General features: G+C 71.5%; 20 protein-coding genes. 13 read left to right on the top strand and 7 right to left on the bottom strand.

Going from position 1 to position 21,423, the window contains the following annotated elements:
- Positions 1 to 17: 17 nt before the first annotated feature.
- Positions 18 to 941, top strand: a complete 924-nt coding sequence (lipA, locus tag FHX39_RS16675; protein WP_198423973.1) for a lipoyl synthase — start codon at positions 18 to 20, stop codon at positions 939 to 941.
- Positions 941 to 1,717 carry a DUF4191 domain-containing protein gene (locus FHX39_RS16680; protein WP_183340262.1) on the top strand — a complete coding sequence of 259 codons (777 nt, stop codon included), beginning with the start codon at positions 941 to 943 and terminating at the stop codon, positions 1,715 to 1,717. Before lipA ends, FHX39_RS16680 begins: the two co-directional genes overlap by 1 nt.
- On the opposite strand, the gene FHX39_RS16685 is transcribed toward FHX39_RS16680, so the two are convergent.
- Positions 1,714 to 2,676 carry a LysR family transcriptional regulator gene (locus FHX39_RS16685; protein ID WP_183340264.1) on the bottom strand — a complete coding sequence of 321 codons (963 nt, stop codon included), beginning with the start codon at positions 2,674 to 2,676 and terminating at the stop codon, positions 1,714 to 1,716. The genes FHX39_RS16680 and FHX39_RS16685 overlap by 4 nt on opposite strands.
- A 172-nt stretch (positions 2,677 to 2,848) precedes the next feature.
- On the opposite strand from FHX39_RS16685, the gene FHX39_RS16690 reads away from it, so the two are divergent.
- Both FHX39_RS16690 and FHX39_RS16695 read left to right on the top strand, forming a co-directional pair.
- On the top strand, positions 2,849 to 3,874 hold the full coding sequence (locus FHX39_RS16690; protein WP_183340266.1) for a hypothetical protein: 1,026 nt from the start codon (positions 2,849 to 2,851) through the stop codon (positions 3,872 to 3,874).
- Positions 3,871 to 5,067 (top strand): metallopeptidase domain-containing protein, encoded by a 1,197-nt coding sequence (locus FHX39_RS16695; protein WP_183340268.1) that lies wholly within the window; start codon positions 3,871 to 3,873, stop codon positions 5,065 to 5,067. The genes FHX39_RS16690 and FHX39_RS16695 overlap by 4 nt, the downstream gene beginning before the upstream one ends.
- 35 nt (positions 5,068 to 5,102) lie before the next feature.
- Here FHX39_RS16695 and FHX39_RS16700 read toward each other — a convergent pair whose 3' ends face one another.
- The gene (locus tag FHX39_RS16700) at positions 5,103 to 5,513 is read right to left on the bottom strand and encodes a nitroreductase/quinone reductase family protein (RefSeq protein ID WP_183340270.1); all 411 of its coding nucleotides are present in this window, start codon (positions 5,511 to 5,513) and stop codon (positions 5,103 to 5,105) included.
- A 64-nt stretch (positions 5,514 to 5,577) separates the two neighbouring features.
- Between FHX39_RS16700 and FHX39_RS16705 the strand changes: the two genes are divergently transcribed.
- On the top strand, positions 5,578 to 7,359 hold the full coding sequence (locus tag FHX39_RS16705; protein WP_183340272.1) for an ABC-F family ATP-binding cassette domain-containing protein: 1,782 nt from the start codon (positions 5,578 to 5,580) through the stop codon (positions 7,357 to 7,359).
- Positions 7,356 to 8,600, top strand: coding sequence for a kynureninase (gene kynU, locus FHX39_RS16710; RefSeq protein WP_183340275.1), 1,245 nt, complete (start codon positions 7,356 to 7,358; stop codon positions 8,598 to 8,600). The genes FHX39_RS16705 and kynU overlap by 4 nt, the downstream gene beginning before the upstream one ends.
- A 92-nt stretch (positions 8,601 to 8,692) precedes the next feature.
- Here the strand turns inward: kynU and FHX39_RS22265 are convergent, their stop codons facing one another.
- On the bottom strand, positions 8,693 to 9,277 hold the full coding sequence (locus FHX39_RS22265; RefSeq protein WP_198423444.1) for a YdeI/OmpD-associated family protein: 585 nt from the start codon (positions 9,275 to 9,277) through the stop codon (positions 8,693 to 8,695).
- Positions 9,278 to 9,433: 156 nt separating this feature from the next.
- On the opposite strand from FHX39_RS22265, the gene glnII reads away from it, so the two are divergent.
- A complete protein-coding gene (gene glnII, locus FHX39_RS16720) occupies positions 9,434 to 10,444 on the top strand; it encodes a glutamine synthetase GlnII (RefSeq protein WP_183340277.1) in 1,011 nt (336 codons plus the stop codon).
- Between the two features lie 176 nt (positions 10,445 to 10,620).
- On the opposite strand, the gene FHX39_RS16725 is transcribed toward glnII, so the two are convergent.
- Together FHX39_RS16725 and FHX39_RS16730 are read right to left on the bottom strand one after the other, a co-directional pair.
- Positions 10,621 to 11,049, bottom strand: a complete 429-nt coding sequence (locus tag FHX39_RS16725) for a hypothetical protein (protein WP_183340279.1) — start codon at positions 11,047 to 11,049, stop codon at positions 10,621 to 10,623.
- A gap of 78 nt (positions 11,050 to 11,127) precedes the next feature.
- A complete protein-coding gene (locus FHX39_RS16730) occupies positions 11,128 to 11,568 on the bottom strand; it encodes an RDD family protein (protein ID WP_183340282.1) in 441 nt (146 codons plus the stop codon).
- Positions 11,569 to 11,782: 214 nt separating this feature from the next.
- Here FHX39_RS16730 and glnA point away from each other — a divergent pair, with 214 nt between their 5' ends.
- The gene (gene glnA, locus FHX39_RS16735) at positions 11,783 to 13,204 is read left to right on the top strand and encodes a type I glutamate--ammonia ligase (RefSeq protein WP_183340284.1); all 1,422 of its coding nucleotides are present in this window, start codon (positions 11,783 to 11,785) and stop codon (positions 13,202 to 13,204) included.
- A 133-nt stretch (positions 13,205 to 13,337) separates the two neighbouring features.
- Here the strand turns inward: glnA and FHX39_RS16740 are convergent, their stop codons facing one another.
- A complete protein-coding gene (locus FHX39_RS16740) occupies positions 13,338 to 14,876 on the bottom strand; it encodes an FGGY-family carbohydrate kinase (RefSeq protein WP_198423445.1) in 1,539 nt (512 codons plus the stop codon).
- Positions 14,873 to 15,874, bottom strand: a complete 1,002-nt coding sequence (locus FHX39_RS16745) for a sugar-binding transcriptional regulator (protein ID WP_183340286.1) — start codon at positions 15,872 to 15,874, stop codon at positions 14,873 to 14,875. The genes FHX39_RS16740 and FHX39_RS16745 overlap by 4 nt, the downstream gene beginning before the upstream one ends.
- Before the next feature lie 170 nt (positions 15,875 to 16,044).
- Between FHX39_RS16745 and FHX39_RS16750 the strand changes: the two genes are divergently transcribed.
- Genes FHX39_RS16750 through FHX39_RS16770 form a run of 5 tightly spaced genes read left to right on the top strand, consistent with a single transcriptional unit; the run spans position 16,045 to position 21,407 of the window.
- On the top strand, positions 16,045 to 17,169 hold the full coding sequence (locus tag FHX39_RS16750) for an alcohol dehydrogenase catalytic domain-containing protein (RefSeq protein WP_232530648.1): 1,125 nt from the start codon (positions 16,045 to 16,047) through the stop codon (positions 17,167 to 17,169).
- A complete protein-coding gene (locus tag FHX39_RS16755) occupies positions 17,166 to 17,996 on the top strand; it encodes a triose-phosphate isomerase family protein (protein WP_332836887.1) in 831 nt (276 codons plus the stop codon). Before FHX39_RS16750 ends, FHX39_RS16755 begins: the two co-directional genes overlap by 4 nt.
- Positions 17,996 to 18,676, top strand: coding sequence for a DUF2291 family protein (locus tag FHX39_RS16760; protein WP_183340288.1), 681 nt, complete (start codon positions 17,996 to 17,998; stop codon positions 18,674 to 18,676). Before FHX39_RS16755 ends, FHX39_RS16760 begins: the two co-directional genes overlap by 1 nt.
- A complete protein-coding gene (locus tag FHX39_RS16765) occupies positions 18,676 to 20,286 on the top strand; it encodes a sugar ABC transporter ATP-binding protein (RefSeq protein ID WP_183340290.1) in 1,611 nt (536 codons plus the stop codon). The genes FHX39_RS16760 and FHX39_RS16765 overlap by 1 nt, the downstream gene beginning before the upstream one ends.
- A complete protein-coding gene (locus FHX39_RS16770) occupies positions 20,283 to 21,407 on the top strand; it encodes an ABC transporter permease (protein WP_183340292.1) in 1,125 nt (374 codons plus the stop codon). The genes FHX39_RS16765 and FHX39_RS16770 overlap by 4 nt, the downstream gene beginning before the upstream one ends.
- Positions 21,408 to 21,423 lie beyond the last annotated feature (16 nt).

The following is a 21,423-nucleotide window of genomic DNA, read 5'->3' on the forward strand; positions in this document are numbered from 1 at the left end:
CGCCCGAGGGACGCAAGATGCTCCGGCTGGAGGTCCGCAACGCCGCGGTCCCGATCGAGAAGAAGCCGAGCTGGATCAAGACGACCGCGCGGATGGGTCCGGAGTACCGCGACCTCCAGGCGCTGGTGAAGTCCGAGGGGCTCCACACGGTGTGCCAGGAGGCCGGGTGCCCCAACATCTTCGAGTGCTGGGAAGACCGTGAGGCCACGTTCCTCATCGGGGGCGACCAGTGCACGCGGCGCTGCGACTTCTGCCAGATCGACACCGGCAAGCCGGCCGATCTCGACACGGGCGAGCCGCTCCGCGTGGCCGAGTCGGTGCAGAAGATGGGCCTGAACTACGCGACCATCACCGGCGTCTGCCGCGACGACCTCCCCGACGAGGGCGCCTGGCTCTACGCCGAGACGATCCGCAAGGTGAAGGAGCTCAACCCGGGCACCGGCGTCGAGATGCTGGCCCCGGACTTCTCGAGCAACACCGACTACCTGGACCAGCTGTTCTCCGCAGGCCCCGCGGTGTTCGCGCACAACGTCGAGACGGTGCCGCGGATCTTCAAGCGCATCCGTCCCGGCTTTCGCTACGACCGGTCGCTCGGCGTGCTCCGCTACTCCCGCGCGGCCGGCATGGTGACCAAGTCCAACCTCATCCTGGGCATGGGCGAGACCCGCGAGGAGGTCTCGGAGGCGCTGCGCGACCTGCACGACGCCGGCACCGAGATCATCACCATCACCCAGTACCTGCGGCCCTCGCCGCGGCACCACCCGGTCGACCGCTGGGTCAAGCCGGAGGAGTTCGTCGAGCTCGCGGCGGAGGCCAAGGAGATCGGCTTCGCCGGGGTCCTGAGCGGGCCGCTGGTCCGCTCGTCCTACCGGGCCGGCCGGCTCTACCGCGAGGCGCTCGAGTCGCGCGACCTCCTCTCGCCCGAGGGGGCTGCCCGCTGATGGCCGACCGCAAGACGACGACGGTGACGCCCACCGCCAAGGAGGCGAAGGCGCTGGCCAAGCAGGCCCGCGCCGCCGCCAAGCTCCGTCGCAAGACCAGCACCGACCCCGCCGACATGGGGCGCCTCAAGCAGATCCAGCAGGCGTACAAGGTCACCCACGAGTACGACCGCCAGCTCCCGTTCCTGCTGCTGGGCACGTTCCTGCTGCCGGTGGTCGTCGGTCTCGTCATCGGCCTGCTCGTCGACCACGTCGTCTACGCCATCGTGATGGGCGCACTGCTCGGCGTCCTGCTGGCGATGGCGCTGCTCGTACGGCGGGCCAAGGGGGCGACCTACAAGCGGTACGCCGGCCAGACCGGCTCCGGCGAGGTCGCGCTGTCGATGCTCCCGAAGCAGTGGATCTCGACGCCGGTCGTCGCCGCCACGCGCCAGAAGGACGTCGTGCACCGCACGCTCGGCCCTGGCGGTCTGGTGCTGATCGGCGAGGGCGACCCGGCGCGGGCGCGTCAGCTGCTCGGCAGCGAGGCGCGCAAGCACGAGCGGGTCGCGTACGGGGTCCCCGTCACGACGCTGATGATGGGCGACGCGGCCAACCAGGTCCCCCTGGACAAGCTCGCCGACCGCATCCGCAAGCTCCCCAAGACACTGCAGCCCAACCAGGTCACCGACCTCAAGGCCCGCCTGCGGGCCCTCGACGCCGTCCGACCCGTCATCGGCATGCCCAAGGGCCCGATGCCCACGCGCGCCTCGAAGCAGGCGACCCGCGGGCGCTAGGCCCCCGGCCGGTCCCCCCGGGGTCGCATCAGCAGGTCCCGACCGACGGCGACCGTGACGCTCGTCGCGTCGCGGACCGCGGACTCCCGCATCAAGGCGATGACGTCGGAGACCTCCCTGCGCCTGTCGTCCACGCGGCGCGCGGCGACGTAGCGCACCTCTGCCACCTCCGTCAGGGCAACCGTCCGCACACAGCTTGGCAAGTAGCGGGCCTGGGGGGCGTGGACGACGGTGACGGCGCGGTCCTCGGCGACGGCACGGATCACGTCGGCCACCCCCCGCGCGGAGACATCGACCAGGCGGGCGGCGGAGGTCGGTCGGAGATCAGCGAGCACCCACGGTGCCATCCAGCCCCGGTCGACGGTCGGGTCGCGGAGCAACGGCAGCTCGGCGAAAGCGCCGCCGTCGACCTCGTTGCCCGGGAGCCGGTGAGATCGAGCGACCAGACCCACCCGTTCGACGGCGGCTAGAACGGTCTGGTGCTGCCGCAGGGCCGCGTGCTCGATGGTCCAGAGGACGTCCACGAGCTCGCGGTCGAGGCTCTCGTCGAGCAGGGGCAGCGGCACGCCGAGGAACCGGAGGTGCACCGACGGACGCCGGGCGAGGGCCCGGGCACGAAGCCCGTCCAGCAGCCGTCGGCTGGGGTAGTCGCCCACCGCCCCCGGCAACCCCACCCGGAGCGTCATGGTGCCGGCTCCGCCGGCCGTGGTGCGTCCTACCGTCCGCGCGTGCTCCAGCAGCGCTGGTCCGGAACCCCGCAGCCGCTCCCCCGCCGGCGTCAGCCGCTCGAACCCCGCCGGTCCCCGCTCGATCAGACGGGTGCCGAGCTGCTGCTCCAGGTGCTGCACCTGGCGGGTGAGGGCGGAGGCGCTGAGGTGGAGCCGACGAGCGGCGCGCGCATAGTGGGCCTCCTCGCAGACCACGAGGAAGGCGGCCAGGCCGTCCAGGTCGAGATGCACGTCGCGCCTCCGAGCCCGACCCGGCCGCGAGCCCCCACTCGTCCGTCCCGGGTCAAGACGCGTTGCCGATCATGCAACACCACGGGCTCGGCGCGGGAGCGGGGGTCAGGGTGGGCTCGTCGAGGTCGGCGCGACAGAGCGCCACCGCAGAGATCCAGGACGAGGAGCCATCGTGGGCACACCCATCGACGTCACGTCGGCAGACGGGGCGACCACCGCGGTGCACGCCGTGAACACCAGCGGCGGGCTCGCGGTCGACGCGCGAAGCGACACCGGCAACGCGTTGCGAGGGACGTCCGTGAAGGGGCGCGGCGTGGTCGCGGCGAGCGACAGCGACTACGGGTTGGTCGCCTTCAGCCGCGCCATGCCGGGCCTTCGTGCCGACTCCGAGCTCGGCAACGCGCTCGAGGGCTGGGCGAAGGGCGGACCGAACGGGGTCCTCGGGCTGCACGCGGGCCAGGGCGTGGGGACCGCCGGCCGTTGCGACGCAGGGACGGGGGTGGACGGGGCGAGCACCACCGGGGTGGGGGTGCACGGGTCGAGCCAGAACGGCGACGGAGTCGTCGGACAGGGTCACCGCGGGGTCGTCGGGACCAGCACCGACTTCCAGGGCGTCTACGGGCACAGCGACACCAATGCGGGGGTCGTCGGTGAGAGCCAGACGTTCGACGGTGTCTTCGCGGTGACCCACAACCCGCGAGCGGCGGCGGTATCCGGGCACAACCCAGGCGGGCTCGCCGGGTGGTTCGACGGGAACGTCGTCGTGACGGGCGACCTGGTCCTGGCCGGGGCGGACTACGCCGAGAACTTCGACGCCGCGCCCTCCGACGGGGTGCCGCCCGGGACGGTGGTGGTCCTCGACGACGAGGGCCGGGTCCAGCCGTGCACCAGCGCGTACGACCGCCGCGCCGTCGGTGTCGTGTCGGGAGCGGGACGCTACCGACCCGGGGTGGTGCTCGACGGCTCCACCGCCACCGACCATCACGTGAGCCTGGCGCTGATGGGCAAGGTCTACTGCCTCGTCGACGCGACCTCCGACCCGGTCGAGGTCGGGGACATGCTGACCACCTCTGCGCGGCCCGGGCACGCGATGCGGGTGTCGGACACCACCAGGGCCTTCGGTGCCGTGATCGGCAAGGCACTGGCACCCGCCCGGGGGGACGGGGCCCTCATCCCCGTCCTCGTGACGCTGCAGTGAGCACGCTCCGGCAGTCCGTCGAGATCCAGAAGGCCGCGGGTCGGGTCCCGAAGGACGAGAACACCGGCCTGCGCGCCCTCGCGAGGCGTTTCCCGCCCTCCCCGCCCGGGTCAGCCCGCGGCGTGGTGCGGTCGATGGGCAGCGACGAGCCCAAGCCGTGGGCCATCATCCTGTGCCGGCTGAAGGGCGAGCCGGCGGACCAAGCCAAGGAGGCGCCGGCGGAGACGCTCTACCGCGCCGTCTTCGCGAACCGCTCCGGCGGCGTCGGCGACTACTGGCGTGACGCCTCGCTGGGCCACATCGACGTGCGGGGGTCGCAGGTGTTCGGCTGGGTCACGGTCTCCCTGACCCGGGCTCAGGCCGGCGGGTCAGGCGCCACGACCCCGCCCGGGCCGGGACGGCGCGGCCTGTGCCAAGCCGGGATCGACGCGTTGCGCGCGACCGGGGTGGACACCTCGCCGTTCGCCGGCTTCGTCGCGGTCTACGTCGAGAACTGGTCCAAGGACGGGGTGATCCCGCCCGGGAAGACGCAGGAGGACATCCCGTGGGCGGTCTGGGCCCCGTTCTGGCTGGACGGCAGCGCGTCCGGCAGCTTCACCACGCTCACCCCGCCGCACGCCGCCGACATCGTGTGCCACGAGATGGGCCACGGCTTCGGGCTGCAGCACGACCGCACGCCCGGTCTGACCAAGGACTACGCCGACCCCTGCTGCCTGATGAGCCAGCGACCGCTCGCGTGGGACGACACCTACGGCACGAACTTCGGCCCTCGCGTCTGCGCCACCCACCTGCTGCAGAACGGCTGGATCTACGAGCACCGGGTGCTCCGCGACGACGGCGGTTGGTTGCGGTCTGGCAGCGGGACCACGGTCGCGCTCGCCGCCACGGACGACGCCGGCGCGCGGGCCAACCTCCTGGCGATCCTGCGTGCGCAACCGGCTTGGGACTACCACCTCGAGCTGGCGCGGCCGACCGGGTGGGACCGCGGCCTCGACGCGGACCTTCTCCTGATCCGGCGCGTCGACCTCGACGAGAGCAAGAATCCGACGGCGATCATCCTGGGTCAGGTGGCGGTGCCCACTCGCCCCGGCGAGACCGCTTCTACGACCGAGCCGACCGGCAACGTGCTCTTCGAGGTGCGGCGCGGTGACGAGACGGGCCGTGTCGCGCTCGTCACGGCCACCGCACTGTGACGTGCGGGAGCCGGGCTCCAGCGCAGGGTGGCAGGTCAGCCGCGAGGCGTCAGGCGGAGCACCGGGATCACCCGGTCGGTCTTCGCCTCGTACGCGCGGAAGCCGTCGGACATCTGCTTGAACCGCGCCCACGCGGCGTCGCGCTCGGCGCCGTGCAGGTCGGTCACGTGGACCTGCTCCACCCCGTCCGGCGTCTCGACGGTGACGTCGGGGTGCGCGAGCAGGTTGTGGTACCAGTCGGGGTTCTTGTCGGCCCCGGCCGCCGAGGCGGCGACGAGCCGTGAGCCGTCGTCCTCCCGGATGTTCGCCACGGGGTTGATCCGTTCCTCGCCCGACCGGGCACCGAGGTGGTGGACCAGGACGAGGCCGCGGCCGAAGCCCATGGTCTCGACGATGCCATCGTTCGCGCGGAACTCCTCGATGATCTGCTGGTTCCAGTCGGCCACGCGTCATCATCACCCCGTCCAGCGACGACCCGCCACCCCCGCGACGTGGAACACTTGGCCTCCTATGGCCAACCTCGTCAACGCCGAACGTCTCACCATCACCTTCGGCACCCGCACCCTGCTCGACGAGGTCAGTCTCGGACTGTCCCGCGGCGACGTCATCGGCGTCGTCGGACGCAACGGTGACGGCAAGACCACCCTCCTCCGCATCCTCACCGGGACCGCCGAGCCCGATTCCGGCCGCGTCACGCGGACGGGACGGGTGTCGATCGGCTACCTCATCCAGACCGACGACGTGCCGCCCGGGACCACCGTCCGCTCGATCATCGTCGACGGCCAGCCGGACCACGTCTGGGCCGCCGACGCCGGCACCCGCGCGGTCGTCGAGCACCTGCTGGCCGACGTCGACCTCGACACCGAGCTCACCACCCTCTCGGGCGGCGAGCGACGTCGCGTCGCGCTGACGGAGCTGCTGCTCGGCGACCACGACCTGCTCGTGCTCGACGAGCCGACCAACCACCTCGACGTCGAGGCCGTCGCCTGGCTCGCCGACGCGCTCAACGCGCTGCAGGCCCGCTCGGTCGCGATGCTCGTCGTCAGCCACGACCGGTGGTTCCTGGACGCGATCTGCACGCGCATCTGGGAGGTCCACGACGCCCGCGTCGACGCGTACGACGGGGGCTACGCCGCGTACGTGCTCGCCCGCGCCGAGCGCGCCCGGCAGGCCAGCGCCGCCGACGCCCGCCGCAAGAACCTGCTGCGCAAGGAGCTGGCCTGGCTGCGCCGCGGCCCGCCCGCGCGGACCTCGAAGCCGCAGTTCCGGATCGATGCGGCCAACGCCCTGATCGCCGACGAGCCGCCGCCGCGCGACCGGTTCGAGCTGCAGCGCTTCGCCACCAGCCGGCTGGGCAAGGACGTCTTCGACCTCAAGCACGTCGACCTCTCGGTCGGCGAGCCGCCGAAGGTGCTGCTCGAGGACCTCACCTGGTCCATCGGCCCGGGCGACCGCATCGGCCTGGTCGGGGTCAACGGCGCCGGCAAGTCGTCGCTGCTGCGCCTGCTCGACGGCGAGGCCCAGCCGACCTCGGGCACGGTCAAGCAGGGCAAGACGCTCAACATCGGCCACCTCGGCCAGACGCTCATGCAGCTCGAGGGCCTCACCGGCTCCGAGCGCGTGCTCGAGTCGGTCGAGGGCGTCAAGCGCCAGGTCCGCGTCGCCACCGGGACCGAGGTGTCGGCCAGCACCCTGCTCGAGGGCTTCGGCTTCACCGGCAACAAGCTGACGACCCGCCTCGACGACCTGTCCGGCGGGGAGCGACGCCGCCTGCAGCTGCTCCGCCTGCTGCTCGCGGAGCCGAACGTGCTGCTGCTCGACGAGCCGACGAACGACCTCGACATCGACACCCTCAACGTCGTCGAGGACTACCTGGACGGCTGGCCGGGCACGCTGATCGTGGTCAGCCACGACCGGTACTTCCTCGAGCGGGTCTGCGACGTCACGTACGCACTGATGGGCGACGGAACCTGCGTGCTGCTGCCCGGCGGCGTCGAGCAGTACCTCGAGGTGCGCCGCCAGCGGGCCGCCGCCGGGGATCTGCCGACCGGTCCGGTGTCGAACGGCACGACCGCCAACGCCGACCTGCGCACCGCCCGCAAGACCATGTCGCGGGTCGAGTCGCAGATCGGCAAGGTCGACAAGCGGATCGCGACGCTGCACACGCAGATGGCCAAGGCGGCGGCGGACTACAGCAAGCTCGCCGACCTGCAGCGCGAGCTCGACGCGGCCACCGCGGAGAAGGACGACCTCGAGCTCGCGTGGCTCGAGGCCGCGGACCTCGTCGGTTGATCACGCGCGAGGACTGCGTACGGCTCGACGCGGCGGACCCGCTGGCAGCGCTCCGCGACGCGTTCGTGCTGCCGCCCGGGGTCTACCTGGACGGCAACTCGCTCGGTGCGCGACCGAAGGCGGCCGCCGCCCGGGCGGCCGCCGTGGTCGAGCGCGAGTGGGGCCAGGACCTGATCGCCAGCTGGAACACGGCCGGCTGGTGGGAGCTGCCCGTCCGGCTCGGCGACCGGCTCGCTCCCCTGATCGGCGGCGGCCCGGGGAGCACGGTCGTCACCGACACCACGTCGGCCAACCTGTTCAAGGCCCTCGCCGCGGCCCTCGCGCTCCAGGCGAGCGCCGACCCGCGCCGGACGGTCGTGGTGAGCGAGCGCGACAACTTCCCGACCGACCTCTACATCTCCCACGGGCTGACCGAGCTGCTGGGCCGCGGTCACGAGCTGCGCCTGGTCGACAGCCCCGAGGAGCTCGCCGCGGCGCTCGACGACACCACGGCCGTCGTCACGCTGAGCCACGTCAACTACCGCACGGGCGCGCTGTGGGACCTCGCCGCGGTCACCGCGCAGGTCCACGCAGCCGGAGCGCTCGTGGTGTGGGACCTCGCGCACTCGGCCGGCGCCCTGCCCATCGGCCTGACCGCCGCCGACGCCGACTTCGCGGTGGGCTGCACGTACAAGTACCTGAACGGCGGGCCGGGCTCCCCCGCCTTCCTGTGGGTCAACCCGCGTCACGTCGAGAGCAGCCGCCAGCCGCTCACCGGGTGGTGGGGGCACGCCCGGCCCTTCGCGATGGAGGACGTGTACGAGCCCGCGCCCGGCGTGGCCCGGTTCCTCGGCGGGACCCAGCCGGTCGTCTCCCTCGCGCTCGTCGAGTGCGGCCTGGACGTCGCGCTGCGCGCCGACCTGGAGGAGGTCCGCGCCAAGTCGCTCGCCCTGGGTGACCTGTTCCTCGACCTCGTCGAGGAACGGTGCGGCGGCGAGCTCACCCTCGTCACGCCCCGCGAGCACGAGCGCCGGGGCAGCCACCTCACCTTCGCGCACCCGGAGGCGTACGCCGTCGTCCAGGCGCTGATCGCCCGCGGCGTGGTCGGCGACTTCCGCGAGCCGGACTGCCTGCGGCTCGGACTCACCCCGCTCTACCTGCGCCACGTCGACGTCTACGACGCCGTAGAGATCCTGGCCGACGTCCTCGCCACGCGGGCGTGGGACGACGACCGCTACAAGGTGCGTTCCGCGGTCACCTGAGACTGACGCTCCCTCCAAACTTCTGTGCGGAAAACCACCTCTGGTGTCGTTCCTACGTCAGAAGTTCGAGAGAGCAGGGTCAGGGAGCGGCGTCAGGGCGTGCGGAGGCCCTGGGACGCGCGCGAGACGATCTCGGTCACCCGCTTCTCGCGGGTGGCGGCGCGCTTGGCGCTGCCCAGCCACACCAGCGCGGCGCGCTTGGGCGACCGCGGGAACGCGTCCCACTGCCGTCGGGCCTCCGGGTCCGTGTCGAGCGCCGCTGCGAGCTCGGGGGGTTCGGTCAGGGTCTCGGCGTCGTCGAGCAAGGTCCAGGCCCCGCTCGACCGGGCCTCGTCGACGACCGCCTGACCGCGCGGCAGCATCAGCCCGGCCGCCTCCAGCTCGGCGACCCGCTGCTGGTTGGTCCGCGCCCAGCCGCTGCCCGGTCGGCGCGGGGTCAGCCGGATGGCGCTGCGTCCCTCGTCCACGCCCCGGGCCTGACCGTCGATCCAGCCCACGCGCAGGCACTCGCGCACGACGGCCTCGTACGCGACGTGCCGCTCGGGGTCGGCGCTCCGCTTCCACGTCACCAGCCAGACGCCGGGCGCGGAGGTGTGGTGCTCGGCGAGCCAGGCCTGCAGCTCCGCGAGGTCGGTGACCTCGAGCTGCTCGAGCTCCACCCTCGGCGTCTGTGCCACGGGGCCAGCATCGCAGCGGACCCGTCGCGAGATCGTCACGGGCCGTCCGGGCGTGTGCGCCCGGGGAAACCTCGCCGACACGGCGCCGACATCACGCCCGACCAGGATGCGTCGAGGACGCCGCGCACCAGCGTGGGGGCAGAAGGAGTTCTCGGGATGCCGTATCAGGCGGAGTACATCTGGATCGACGGCACGAAGCCGTCGCCGATCATGCGGAGCAAGACGCGCATCGTGGCCGACGGCAAGGAGCCCGACATCTGGGGCTTCGACGGGTCGAGCACCAACCAGGCTCCAGGCGCCAACTCCGACTGCGTGCTCCAGCCGGTCTACACGGTGCCGGACCCGCTGCGCGGCCGCGACAACATCCTCGTCATGTGCGAGGTCCAGCTGACCGACTTCACCCCGCACCCCACGAACACGCGGGCAGCCTCCGTGGCGGCGGCGGAGAAGTACGCCGACCAGAACCCGATGTTCGGCATCGAGCAGGAGTACACGTTCATGCAGGCCGGGCGTCCGCTCGGCTGGCCCGAGAACGGCTACCCCGCCCCGCAGGGCCCGTACTACTGCGGCGTCGGCGGCGAGAAGATGGTCGGCCGCGACATCATCGAGCGCCACACGCAGGCCTGCCTGGACGCCGGCCTCGCGATCGAGGGCACCAACGCCGAGGTCATGATGGCGCAGTGGGAGTTCCAGATCGGGGTGCTCAACGCGCCCATGATCGGCGACCAGATGTGGATCGCCCGCTGGCTGCTGCACCGCATCGCCGAGGACTACGACGTCACCGTCAGCTTCGACGCGAAGCCGATGAAGGGTGACTGGAACGGCGCCGGCGCGCACACGAACTTCTCGACCAAGGCGACGATGGACGGCTACGACGCGATCGTCGTGGCGTGCGAGGCCCTGGGCAAGAACGCCGAGGCGCACGTCCTTGCGTACGGGGCCGGCATCGAGGACCGCCTGACCGGTGCGCACGAGACGGCGAGCTTCAAGGAGTTCAGCTGGGGTGCCTCGGACCGCGGCGCCTCGGTCCGCATCCCCTGGGCCGTCGAGAAGGCCAAGAAAGGCTGGCTCGAGGACCGTCGGCCCAACGCCAACATGGACCCCTACCTGGTCACCGGCATGATCATCGACACCTGCTGCAGCGCACTGGCGGAGGCGGGCTTCTAACCCTTCGACAGGCTCAGGAGCGTTCGGCGAGCTCCAGGGGCCGTCGGCTCCAGCACGAAGGCCCGTCACCCCTCAGGGGTGGCGGGCCTTCGCGGTGCCAGGGCGGACGACGCTGTCCTCCCGGGGTCAGGGGCGGACGACGCTGTCGGCCCCGAGCTCGGTGCTGGTCGTGCGGGTCAGTAGCGGGCGGCGACGAGGGGGTCGGGCTCCTCGACCTCGTGCAGGGCGTAGAGGACGATGTCGGCCAGCTTCATGTCCATCGACGCGTCGCCGACGTCGTCGGTCTCGACGAACGGGCCGGGCATCCCCTTCGCGCGCCAGGCGCGCTCGATCGAGGAGTGCGTGCCGCCGAGCGCCTTGGACGAGCCGACGATCGCGACGAGGTCCTCGTAGCGGGCACGGCCGGGAGCCGCCTTGGCGACCGCGCGGATGTACTCCACGCGGTTGTGGCCGTAACCCCGGAGCAGCGCGATCACCTTCTGGTGGATGGCCTCGGGGTCGGTCGTCGCGGCGTCGGAGGCAGCCGAGAGACGGTCGAGGACGGCGCGGGCCTTGCTCAGGTCGGCCGCGTCGTCGGGGTCGAATGTTACGGTGACGTTAACCATGAGACCAGGATGGCACCTGGTCTACTCGCTTTCAAGTGCACTGCACGTGCACGTCCTGAATTGTTACGACGAGGATCGTCAGCGCCGGTTGACGACGACCGTGCCGGCGGCCAGGTCGTGCAGACCCCGTCGGTCGGTGCCGATCACGACGGCCGGCAGGACCACGCAGACCATCGCCGCCCGCAGCGCCGAGCGCACGAGGCCGAGCTGGGTGCGGTCGACGCGGCCCACGGCGAGGCGGCAGATCAGCTGGCCCGCGCTCCCCCCGGCCAGGACGCAGAGGACCGTCGTCTCGACGAAGAACACGGACAGCGTCATCCAGCTGGTCCAGCCCTGACCGGTGACGACCCGGGTCCCGAAGAGGAGGACGGCCACGACGGTGCAGATCACCCAGTCGACGATCAGCGCCGCGATGCGGCTCCCCCAGCTGGCCAGCGATCCCGGCCCCGCCTGCGGCAGGCCGACGCGCTCGCCCGGGTAGTCGCTCTCGCCGGCCGTACCGGCGGCCTGCTCAGCCACACGTCGAGCGTACGCGGGCGCTCCGCCCGACCCTCGTGAACGACGACCCGCGACCTCGTGTGAGGTGGCGTTACGCGCGCGGAACGTCGCGGAAACCCGGACGCAACCGGGTCTCCCTACGTTCGGATACCGAGGACGTTACGGTCGTGCCCTGCGGCACCCCTGCGCACGCACGGCCGTATCTCGCACCGCACGCCTACCCACCGGAGGACAGATGTTCCAAGGCGCCGACGACCTGTTGGCCTACATCAAGAACGAGGGCGTCGAGATCGTCGACATCCGGTTCTGCGACCTGCCTGGCCAGATGCAGCACTTCACGGTGCCCGCCGGGTCGTTCGACGAGGCCGTCTTCAGCGACGGCCTGGCCTTCGACGGCTCCTCCATCCGTGGGTTCCAGAAGATCCACGAGTCGGACATGGCGCTGCTGCCCGACCCGACGACGGCGTTCATCGACCCGTTCCGCAAGGCCAAGACCCTTGCGCTGAACTTCTTCGTGCACGACCCGTTGACCAAGGAGCCCTACAGCCGCGACCCGCGCAACATCGCGCGCAAGGCGGAGAACTTCCTGGCCTCCACGGGCATCGGCGACACCGCGTTCTTCGCGCCCGAGGCCGAGTTCTACGTCTTCGACGACGTGCGCTTCGAGACGAAGCAGAACACCGGCTACTACTCGATCGACTCCGTCGCCGGCGCCTGGAACACCGGGCGCGTCGAGGAGGGCGGCAACCGCGGCTACAAGGTCAAGTACAAGGGCGGCTACTTCCCGGTCCCGCCGGTCGACCACTTCGCCGACCTGCGCGACGACATGACCAAGCACCTCGAGGGCTCCGGCCTGATCGTGGAGCGTGCCCACCACGAGGTCGGCACCGCGGGGCAGGCGGAGATCAACTACCGCTTCAACACGATGCTCGCCGCGGGCGACGACGTGCAGAAGTTCAAGTACATCATCAAGAACACGGCGTGGGCCGCGGGCAAGACCGCCACCTTCATGCCGAAGCCGATCTTCGGCGACAACGGTTCCGGCATGCACGTGCACAGCTCCATCTGGAACGAGGGCACGCCCCTGTTCTACGACGAGGCCGGCTACGGCGGTCTCTCGGACCTCGCCCGCTGGTACATCGGCGGCGTGCTCAAGCACGCGCCGTCGCTGCTCGCCTTCACCAACCCGAGCGTCAACTCGTACCACCGCCTGGTGCCGGGCTTCGAGGCGCCGGTGAACCTGGTCTACAGCTCGCGCAACCGCTCGGCCGCGATGCGGATCCCGATCACGGGCTCCAACCCGAAGGCCAAGCGCGTCGAGTTCCGGTGCCCGGACCCGTCGTCGAACCCGTACCTCGCGTTCGCGGCGATCCTCATGGCCGGCATCGACGGCATCCAGAACAAGACCGAGCCGCTGGCCCCGGTCGACAAGGACCTCTACGAGCTGCCGCCCGAGGAGCACGCGAACGTTCCCACGGTCCCCGACAGCCTCGGCGGCGTCCTCGACACCCTCGAGGCCGACCACGAGTTCCTGCTGGGCGGCGACGTCTTCACCCCCGACCTGATCGAGACCTGGGTCGAGCTGAAGCGCACCGAGATCGACGCCATCCGGCTCCGCCCGACGCCCCACGAGTTCGAGCTCTACTACGACGTGTGATCCAGCACCCGTAGGCCTCGAGGCCCGTCACCCCTTCCGGGGTGGCGGGCCTCGTGCCGTTCAAGGGCGGCGGAGTACGTAGGTGCGCAGTTCCGCACCCCACACGCCGCACTCCAGGTGCGGGAGTGCGCAGTCAGGATGCGCGGCCGGCCTCCGCTGAACGTTCCTGGATCCGGGACAGCGTGCCCAGCACGGGCTTCACCGCCGGGTAGAGCTCGAGGTACGCGGCGTAGAGCTCGTCGTACGTGGACCGGAGGCTCGGGTCGGGGACCACCGCGGTGGCCTCGGTCGCCCAGCTGGTGTCCGGCGGCACCAGCCCGACGCCGATCGCCGCCATCAGGGCGCTCCCGTGGCTCGCACCGATCGTCACGGCGGGCACGGACTGCACCTGACCGGTCACGTCGCTCACGATCTGCGGCCAGAGGCGGCTCTGCGTGCCCCCGCCGACGGCGACGACGCGGCGGACCCGTGCCACGCCCGCGCCGAGCAGCTCGAGGATCTGGCGGACCCCGTACGCGACGCCCTCGTAGACCGCGCGGGCCAGGTGCGCCCGCGTGTGGTCGAGGGTGAGGCCGGCCACGACACCGCGGGCCCGGGGGTCGAAGACCGGCGTGCGCTCGCCGGCGAAGTAGGGCAGCACGAGCAGACCGTCGGAGCCGGCCGGCGCCGCGGCCGCCTCCCGGGCGAGCGTGGCGAAGTCCGGCGCTCCCACGAGGTCCCGGACCCAGGCGGTGAGGAGGCCGGCCGTGGCCATGCCCGCCGCCAGCGTGTACGAGCCGGGGTCGATGCCGGTCGTCGTCCACAGCACCGGGTCGGCCTGGGGCCGCTCCAGCGTCTGGACGAGGAACAGGGTCGACCCGTACATGATCATCAGGTCGCCGGGGGCACGCACCCCTGCGCTGAAGGACTCGGCCCAGGCGTCGACGGTCCCGGCGCTGACCGGCGTGCCGACCGGCAGACCGGTCTCGGCCGCTGCCGCGGCCGTCACGGTCCCCACGACCTCCGACGGCCAGGCGAGACGCGGCAGCTCCAGGTGACGCACGACCCGGTCGGCCCACGGCTGCGCCCAGCCCAGCGCGTGCACGTCGTACAGCGGGTCGCACTGGCTCGCGGTGTGGTGGTCCTGCACGTACTCCCCGGTGAGCCGGCGCACGAGGTAGGAGCTCGACCCGAACCACCGGCGGGCACGGCCGAAGGCCTCGGGCTCGTGCTTCGCCACCCACTCCAGCTTGGGTCCGACGGCCTGGCTGGACAGGGTCTTGCCGCACCGCTGGAGAATCTGTTCACGGCCCAGCTCGTCCGTCAGCTCCTCGATCTCGACCTGCGCCCGCATGTCGATGCCGTAGAGGATGGCGGGGCGCACCGGACGGTCGTCCTCGTCGCAGAGGACCAGGCAGGGGCCCACCCCGCTGACGCAGACCGCGGCGATGCGGCCGCCCGCAGCCGCGACCAGCTCTCGGCTGAGAGAGACCACGTCGGCCCACCAGACCGCGTCGGCGTCGACCTCGGCCCAGGTCGGCCGCGGCCGGCTCATGGACCGCGGGCGGTCGCGGACGGCGGTGGCGACCACGAGGCCGTCCGCGGTGGTGAGCACGCCCTTGCTGCTCGCCGTGCCCAGGTCGATGCCCAGCAGGAGAGGTCCGGCGGGCTCTCTCGGGGCCGACAGGTTCACATCCGGTCCAGCACGAGCCGTGCGGTCTGCGGGTCGGTCACCAGGTGGTCGAAGAAGCCCGCGCGGGCCGCCGCGATCAGGGGGGCGACCTTGTCCGCACCGGAGGCGACGGCGATGACGACCGGCACCTGCTTGAGGGTCTCGAGGTCCAGCGCGATGAGCCGCTCGCTGCCCGGGAAGGTGACGGGCGCCCCGGACCGCGAGAAGAACCGCGAGCAGATGTCGCCGATGGCCTCGACCAGCCCCGCCGACGAGGTGTCGATGAACTGCGGGGCCTGGGCGCGCAGCAGCGGGGGCGCTCCGATCCCCGTCAGGACGCAGCGCGCGTGCGGCCACAGGTGCAGGACTCGCTGGATCGTCGGGTCGTGCTGGAGGGTCTCGTAGAGCTCGGGGCCGGGCAGCGCGGGGGCGAAGAGGTACATCGCCCGCCCGCCGATCCGCTCGGCGACGAGCCGGGTGATCTCGTTGGTCTGGTACCAGGCCTCGGGCTGGTCGGTGCCGCCGACGGTGGGGGCGACGACCACGCCGGGCAGGCGTGGGAGCTCGTAGCGGGCGACCTCGTAGACGGTCCGGCCCGACGAGACCAGCAGGACGTCGCCCGGGCTCAGCCCGACGCTGTCGAGCGCCCGACCCACCGCGGGGGCGAGGACGCTGCCCAGCACGTCGGCGGCGCCCGGGCCGGTGGCGGGGAAGGGTGCGGACAGCTCGACCGAGGTGAGCCCCAACGCCGTCGCCAGCCGCGCGGCGAGGTTGTCGGCCCCCGACTCCTCGGGGGCGATCACCTGGATCTTGACGATCCCCTGACGCCGGGCCTCGGACAGGAGCCGCGACACCGTCGCCCGGCTCGTCCCCAGCTGCGCCGCGACCTCGGCCTGCGTCGCGTCCTCGAGGTAGTAGAGCTTCGCGACGGCGTAGAGCATCGACGGGTCGAAGCGGCTGCCGTCCGTGCCACCCACCCGGTAGCCCGACGCCGTCTCGGGTCGCGGTGCCGCCGCCATGCGGGAAGTATCGCAGCAGCCCGTCGCCCTGAACGGGTGTGCAGGCCAAGAACCGGCCAGAACATTCGTGCTGGACATATGTCCAGCCGGCCGCTAGCGTGTCCGTCGCACCACCGAGCGGCAGGTCTACGACCTGGACCGCCCCAGATCCCGAGCAGAGAGGCTCGTCGATGGCCCTCGACACGAGCGCGGACGTCACCACCACCCGGGCGTCCACCGAAGTCCCGACCACGATGCAGGCCGTGGTCAACCACGGACCCGAGGACTACCGCCTCGAACAGGTCCCCGTCCCCACCCGCGGACCCGGCGAGGTCCTCGTCAAGGTCGAGGCCGTCGGCATCTGCGCCAGCGACCTGAAGTGCTACCACGGCGCCGCCAAGTTCTGGGGCGACGCCAACCGCCCAGCCTGGGCCGAGACCGAGGTCATCCCCGGCCACGAGTTCACCGGCCGCGTCGTCGAGCTCGACGACGAAGCCGCCGCGCACTGGGACATCACGGTCGGCGACCGCGTCGTCGCCGAGCAGATCGTGCCCGACTGGACGTGTCGCTACTGCCTCGACGGCGCCTACCACATGTGCGCCCGCCACGACATGTACGGCTTCAAGCGCGCCACCCCCGGCGCCATGGCCTCCTACATGGTCTTCACCACCGACAGCCTCGTGCACAAGGTCAGCGCCGACATCCCCCCCGCCCACGCCGCCTTCGCCGAACCGCTCTCCTGCGCCCTGCACGGCGTCGAACGCGCCCGCCTCACCTTCGACGACGTCGTCGTCGTCGCCGGCTGCGGCCCCATCGGGCTCGGCATGATCGCCGGCAGCAAGGCCAAGAACCCCCGCCTGGTCATCGCCCTCGACCTCGACGACAACAAGCTCGCCATCGCCGCCCGCACCGGCGCCGACCTCACCATCAACATCGGCCGCGAAGACGCCGTCGCCCGCGTGAAAGAGCTCACCGGCGGCTACGGCGCCGACGTCTACATCGAGTCCACCGGCCACCCCTCAGCCGTCGGCCAGGGCCTCAACCTGCTCCGCAAGCTCGGCCGCTACGTCGAGTACAGCGTCTTCGGCAGCGACGTCAGCGTCGACTGGTCGATCATCAGCGACGACAAAGAGCTCGACGTCCTCGGCGCCCACCTCGGCCCCCACTGCTGGCCCGCCGCCATCCGCCTCATCGAGTCCGGCGTGCTGCCCATGGACGAGATCTGCACCCACCAGCTCCCCCTCGCCGACTTCCAGAAAGGCCTCGACCTCGTCGCCAGCGGCAAGGAATCCATCAAGGTCACGCTGATCCCGTGACCGTCCTCCACGCGAGGACCGAGCCTCGACCCCTGTGGCTGGGCACCAGCTGGAAGATGACCAAGACCCTCGCCGAGTCGCGGGCGTACGTCGAGGAGCTCGGCCACACCGTCGTCCCGGAAGGCGTCCAGGCCTTCCTGCTGCCGCCGCTCACGTCGCTGCACGTCGTCCTGGACGCTCTTCCGACGGGTTCGCCCGTGCTGGTGGGCGTGCAGAACGCCCACTGGGGTCCGGACGGTCCGATGACCGGTGAGGTCTCGATGACCCAGGTGCGCGACGCCGGGGCGCAGGTCGTCGAGATCGGTCACTCCGAACGCCGCGGCCTGCTCGGCGAGACCGACGAGATGGTCGCGGCCAAGGTGGCCGCCGCCCTCGACGCGGGTCTCGTCCCCGTGCTCTGCGTCGGCGAGCCCTGGTCCGTACGGTCCGCCGGCCGGGCCGACGCGTACGTCGCCGACCAGGTCCGCAGCGCCCTCGCCGACGTCGACCCGGACGACGTGTCCCGGGTCGTCGTCGCGTACGAGCCGGTCTGGGCGATCGGGGAGGGCGGCCGGGCCGCCGAGCCCGCCGACGTCGTCGGTGTCCTGGACGCGATCCGCGGGGCCGTCGCCGACCTGGCACCCGGCGTCCGGCTCCGTGCGCTCCTCTACGGCGGCAGCGTGACCACCGAGAACGCCACCGACCTGCTCGACCTCGACCTCGACGGGCTCTTCGTCGGCCGCGCCGCGTGGACCGCCGCCGGTTTCACCGCGCTGCTGTCCCTCGGCGGCCGGGCGGTCGACCGCCGGGACGAGCTCTCTTCCACCCACCAGCCCAGGAGCCGTTGATGGCCACGGTCAAGACCGCCACCTCGTCCCGCCGGCTCTCGCCGGCCCGGATCGTCGGGGTCGTCGCCCTCGTCGCCCTGGTCGTCGCGATGGCGCTGAGCACCAAGTTCCTCACCCCGGCCGAGCTGGCCACGATCGCGCCGAAGCCCTTCGACCCGGTCGCGACCGCCGAGGACCTCTACGGCCGGGCCAAGACGACGATCCCCGGCGAGGCGGCCGACCTCGGGAAGGTCGTCCCGGCCTTCCAGTCGGACCCCCGTAGCGCCGCCGACACCTACAAGGCCGTGTCGCCGAGCGAGAACTCCTACGTCTTCGACGTCAAGGCGACGGGCACGGTCGTCGAGGCCAGCGACGCCTCGCTGCGGCTGCAGGTGGACGGGGTGCCGAACCAGACGGTCGTCCTGGTCCCGCTGACCACCGCCGTGAACGGCAGCGTCCTGCGCGACGCCATGGGCTTCAAGTTCGCCGACGCCCCCGGCCAGACGCAGTACCAGTACGTGTCCGACGAGATCAAGAAGCTCATGCTCGCCGACCTGCAGTCCTCGGTGCCCGACCCCGCGTCGCTGCAGGGCAAGAAGGTGACGGTCGTCGGCGTCGTGAGCGTGACCTCCACCGGCGGCGGCCCCGTGCCGCGGGCCAAGCCGGTCAACGTGCAGCCGCTCACCATCGAGGCCTCCTGATGAGCGACGCCGGGAACGCCCGGGCTACCGCCGTGGCGGACCGTCCCACCGGCGAGGTCGTGCTGCGCGCGATCGACATCAGCAAGACGTACGGGGTGACCCGCGCGCTCAAGGGCGTGAACTTCGAGGTCCGCCGCGGTCAGGTCACCGTGCTGTTCGGGGAGAACGGCGCCGGCAAGTCGACGCTGATGAAGATCCTGTCGGGCGTCGAGAAGCCGACAGGCGGCCAGCTCGAGCTCGACGGCGAACCGGTCGACCTCGTCTCGACGAGCGACGCGGTCGACCGCGGGATCTCGATCATCCACCAGGAGCTGAACCTCTGCTCCAACCTCAGCGTGCGCGACAACGTCTTCATCGGCCGCGAGCTGCGCTCGCGCACCGGGGGGATCGACTACGCCCGGGAGAACGAGATCACCCGCGGCCTGATGGAGCGGCTCGAGGAGCCGATCCGACCCACGACCCTCGTGCAGGACCTGCGGGTCGGCCAGCAGCAGATCGTCGAGATCGCGCGTGCCCTGCAGACCGACACGCGAATCCTGATCATGGACGAGCCGACCTCGGCGCTGAGCGCGAACGAGGTCGAGGTTCTCTTCAAGGTCATCCGCGAGCTGACCAGCCAGGGGGTGGCGATCGTCTACATCTCCCACCACCTGGAGGAGGCGATCGAGATCGCCGACCACGCCGTCGTGTTCCGCGACGGCGAGCTGGTGGCGACCGAGGAGGCCGCGAACATCGACCTGCCCTGGGTCGTACGCCAGATGGTGGGGCGCGAGGCCGACTACGACTTCCGCGACGCGCCGCGCGAGTTCGGCGAGGTTGCCCTCTCCGTCCAGAACGTCACCGTCGCCGAGCTCGACACCGGTCGGGTGGCGGTCAACGACGTCTCCCTCGACGTGCGGCAGGGCGAGATCGTCTGCCTCTACGGCCTGATGGGCGCCGGCCGGACCGAGCTGATGGAGGCCATCGCCGGCCGCGACCCGATCTCCGGCGGGCGGATCCTGCTCGACGGGACGGACCTCGGCACCACCAGCGTCAAGGACCGGATCGCCCTCGGCCTCGGTCTGGTGCCCGAGGACCGGCAGCGGGACGGGCTCGTGCAGATGATGAGCGTCGGCGCGAACATGTCGCTCGCGAGCCTGCTGTCGACGGTCAAGAACCTCTTCATCCAGCGCCGCCCGGAGCGGGCGAACATCGAGAAGGAGATCGCCGAGGTCCGGGTCAAGACCTCCGGGCCGAACGCGCTGATCACCTCGCTGTCCGGCGGCAACCAGCAGAAGGTCGTCATCGGCAAGATGCTGCTGACCGCCCCCAAGGTGCTGCTGCTCGACGAGCCCACCCGCGGCATCGACGTCGGGGCCAAGGGCGAGATCTTCTCGCTGCTGTTCCGCGAGGCCCAGAAGGGCCTGGCCGTCCTCTACGTCACCTCCGAGGTCGGCGAGGCCCTCACCGCCTCGCACCGCCTGATCGTCATGAGCCGAGGGCGCTTCGTCCGCGAGCTCGACCCCCGCACCTGCACCCGGGACGAGGTGATGGCGGCCTCCGGCGAGCACGAGCCCGTCGAGGACCCCTCCCCCACCCACGTCAACGTCGACCGAAACGGAGCGTCATGACCACCACGAGCACCGCGCCTGCACCGCAGGCCGCCGGTCCCGGCCCGGCCGGGACGAAGGCCGGGCGGTCGTTCAACCTCAACTCGGTCCTCGTCGAGGGTCGCGCCCTGATCGCCCTGCTGATCATCATCGCGATCTTCGCCGTGCTGAGCGACAACTACCTCACCGCCGGCAACCTGACGACGATCACCAAGCAGGTCGCCTTCAACGCCATCGTCGCGCTGGGCATGCTGCTCGTCATCCTGAACGGGGGCATCGACCTCTCGGTCGGCTCGACCGTGGGGCTCACGGCCGCCGTCGCGGGCACGCTGTTCCGGGGGCTGAACCTGCCCCTGACCGAGGCGATCATGTTCCCGCAGGTGTGGGTGATCGTCGTCCTGTCGGTCGCGGTCGGCATGCTCGTGGGCTGGGTGAACGGGTTGTTGATCGCCCGGCTGAACCTCGCCCCGTTCATCACGACGCTCGGCATGCTCTACGTCGCCCGTGGCCTCACGGAGGTGCTGCTCAACGGCCAGAACATCACCAACGAGCTCAGCGGCCAGCCCTACCTGAACAACACCGGCTTCTTCACGGTCTTCGCGAGCCGCCCGCTCGGGCTGCCGATCTCGGCCTGGGTGATGATCCTCTTCGCCGTCGTCTTCTCGATCGTGCTGACCCGGACGCCGTTCGGCCGCTGGCTGTACGCGACCGGCAGCAACGAGCGCGCCGCCCAGCTCTCCGGCGTGCCGGTCAAGCGGATCCGCACGCGGATCTACGTCCTGTCCGGGCTGTGCGCCGGCGTGGTCGGGATCCTGCAGATGGCCAACATCAGCTCCTCCACCGCCGACCTCGGCACCTACTACGAGCTGAACGCGATCGCCGCCGTCGTCATCGGCGGGGCCGCGCTCTCCGGCGGCCGCGGCACCGTGCGCGGCACGATCATCGGCGCCTTCGTCATCGGCTTCCTCGCCAACGGTCTCGTCATCGTCGGCGTCTCGCCCTTCTGGCAGAAGGTCATCACCGGCGCGGTGATCATCCTCGCCGTCGCCGTCGACCAGATCCAGCAGATCATCGGCCGGCGCCGCAACGCCCGGCGAGCCGTCGCCGCGGTCCGCCAGGGCACCGGCGCCAAGGCCGGCTGAACCTCCCCCGCACCAC

This window comes from Microlunatus antarcticus (assembly GCF_014193425.1).
GTDB classification, from domain to species: domain Bacteria; phylum Actinomycetota; class Actinomycetes; order Propionibacteriales; family Propionibacteriaceae; genus Microlunatus; species Microlunatus antarcticus.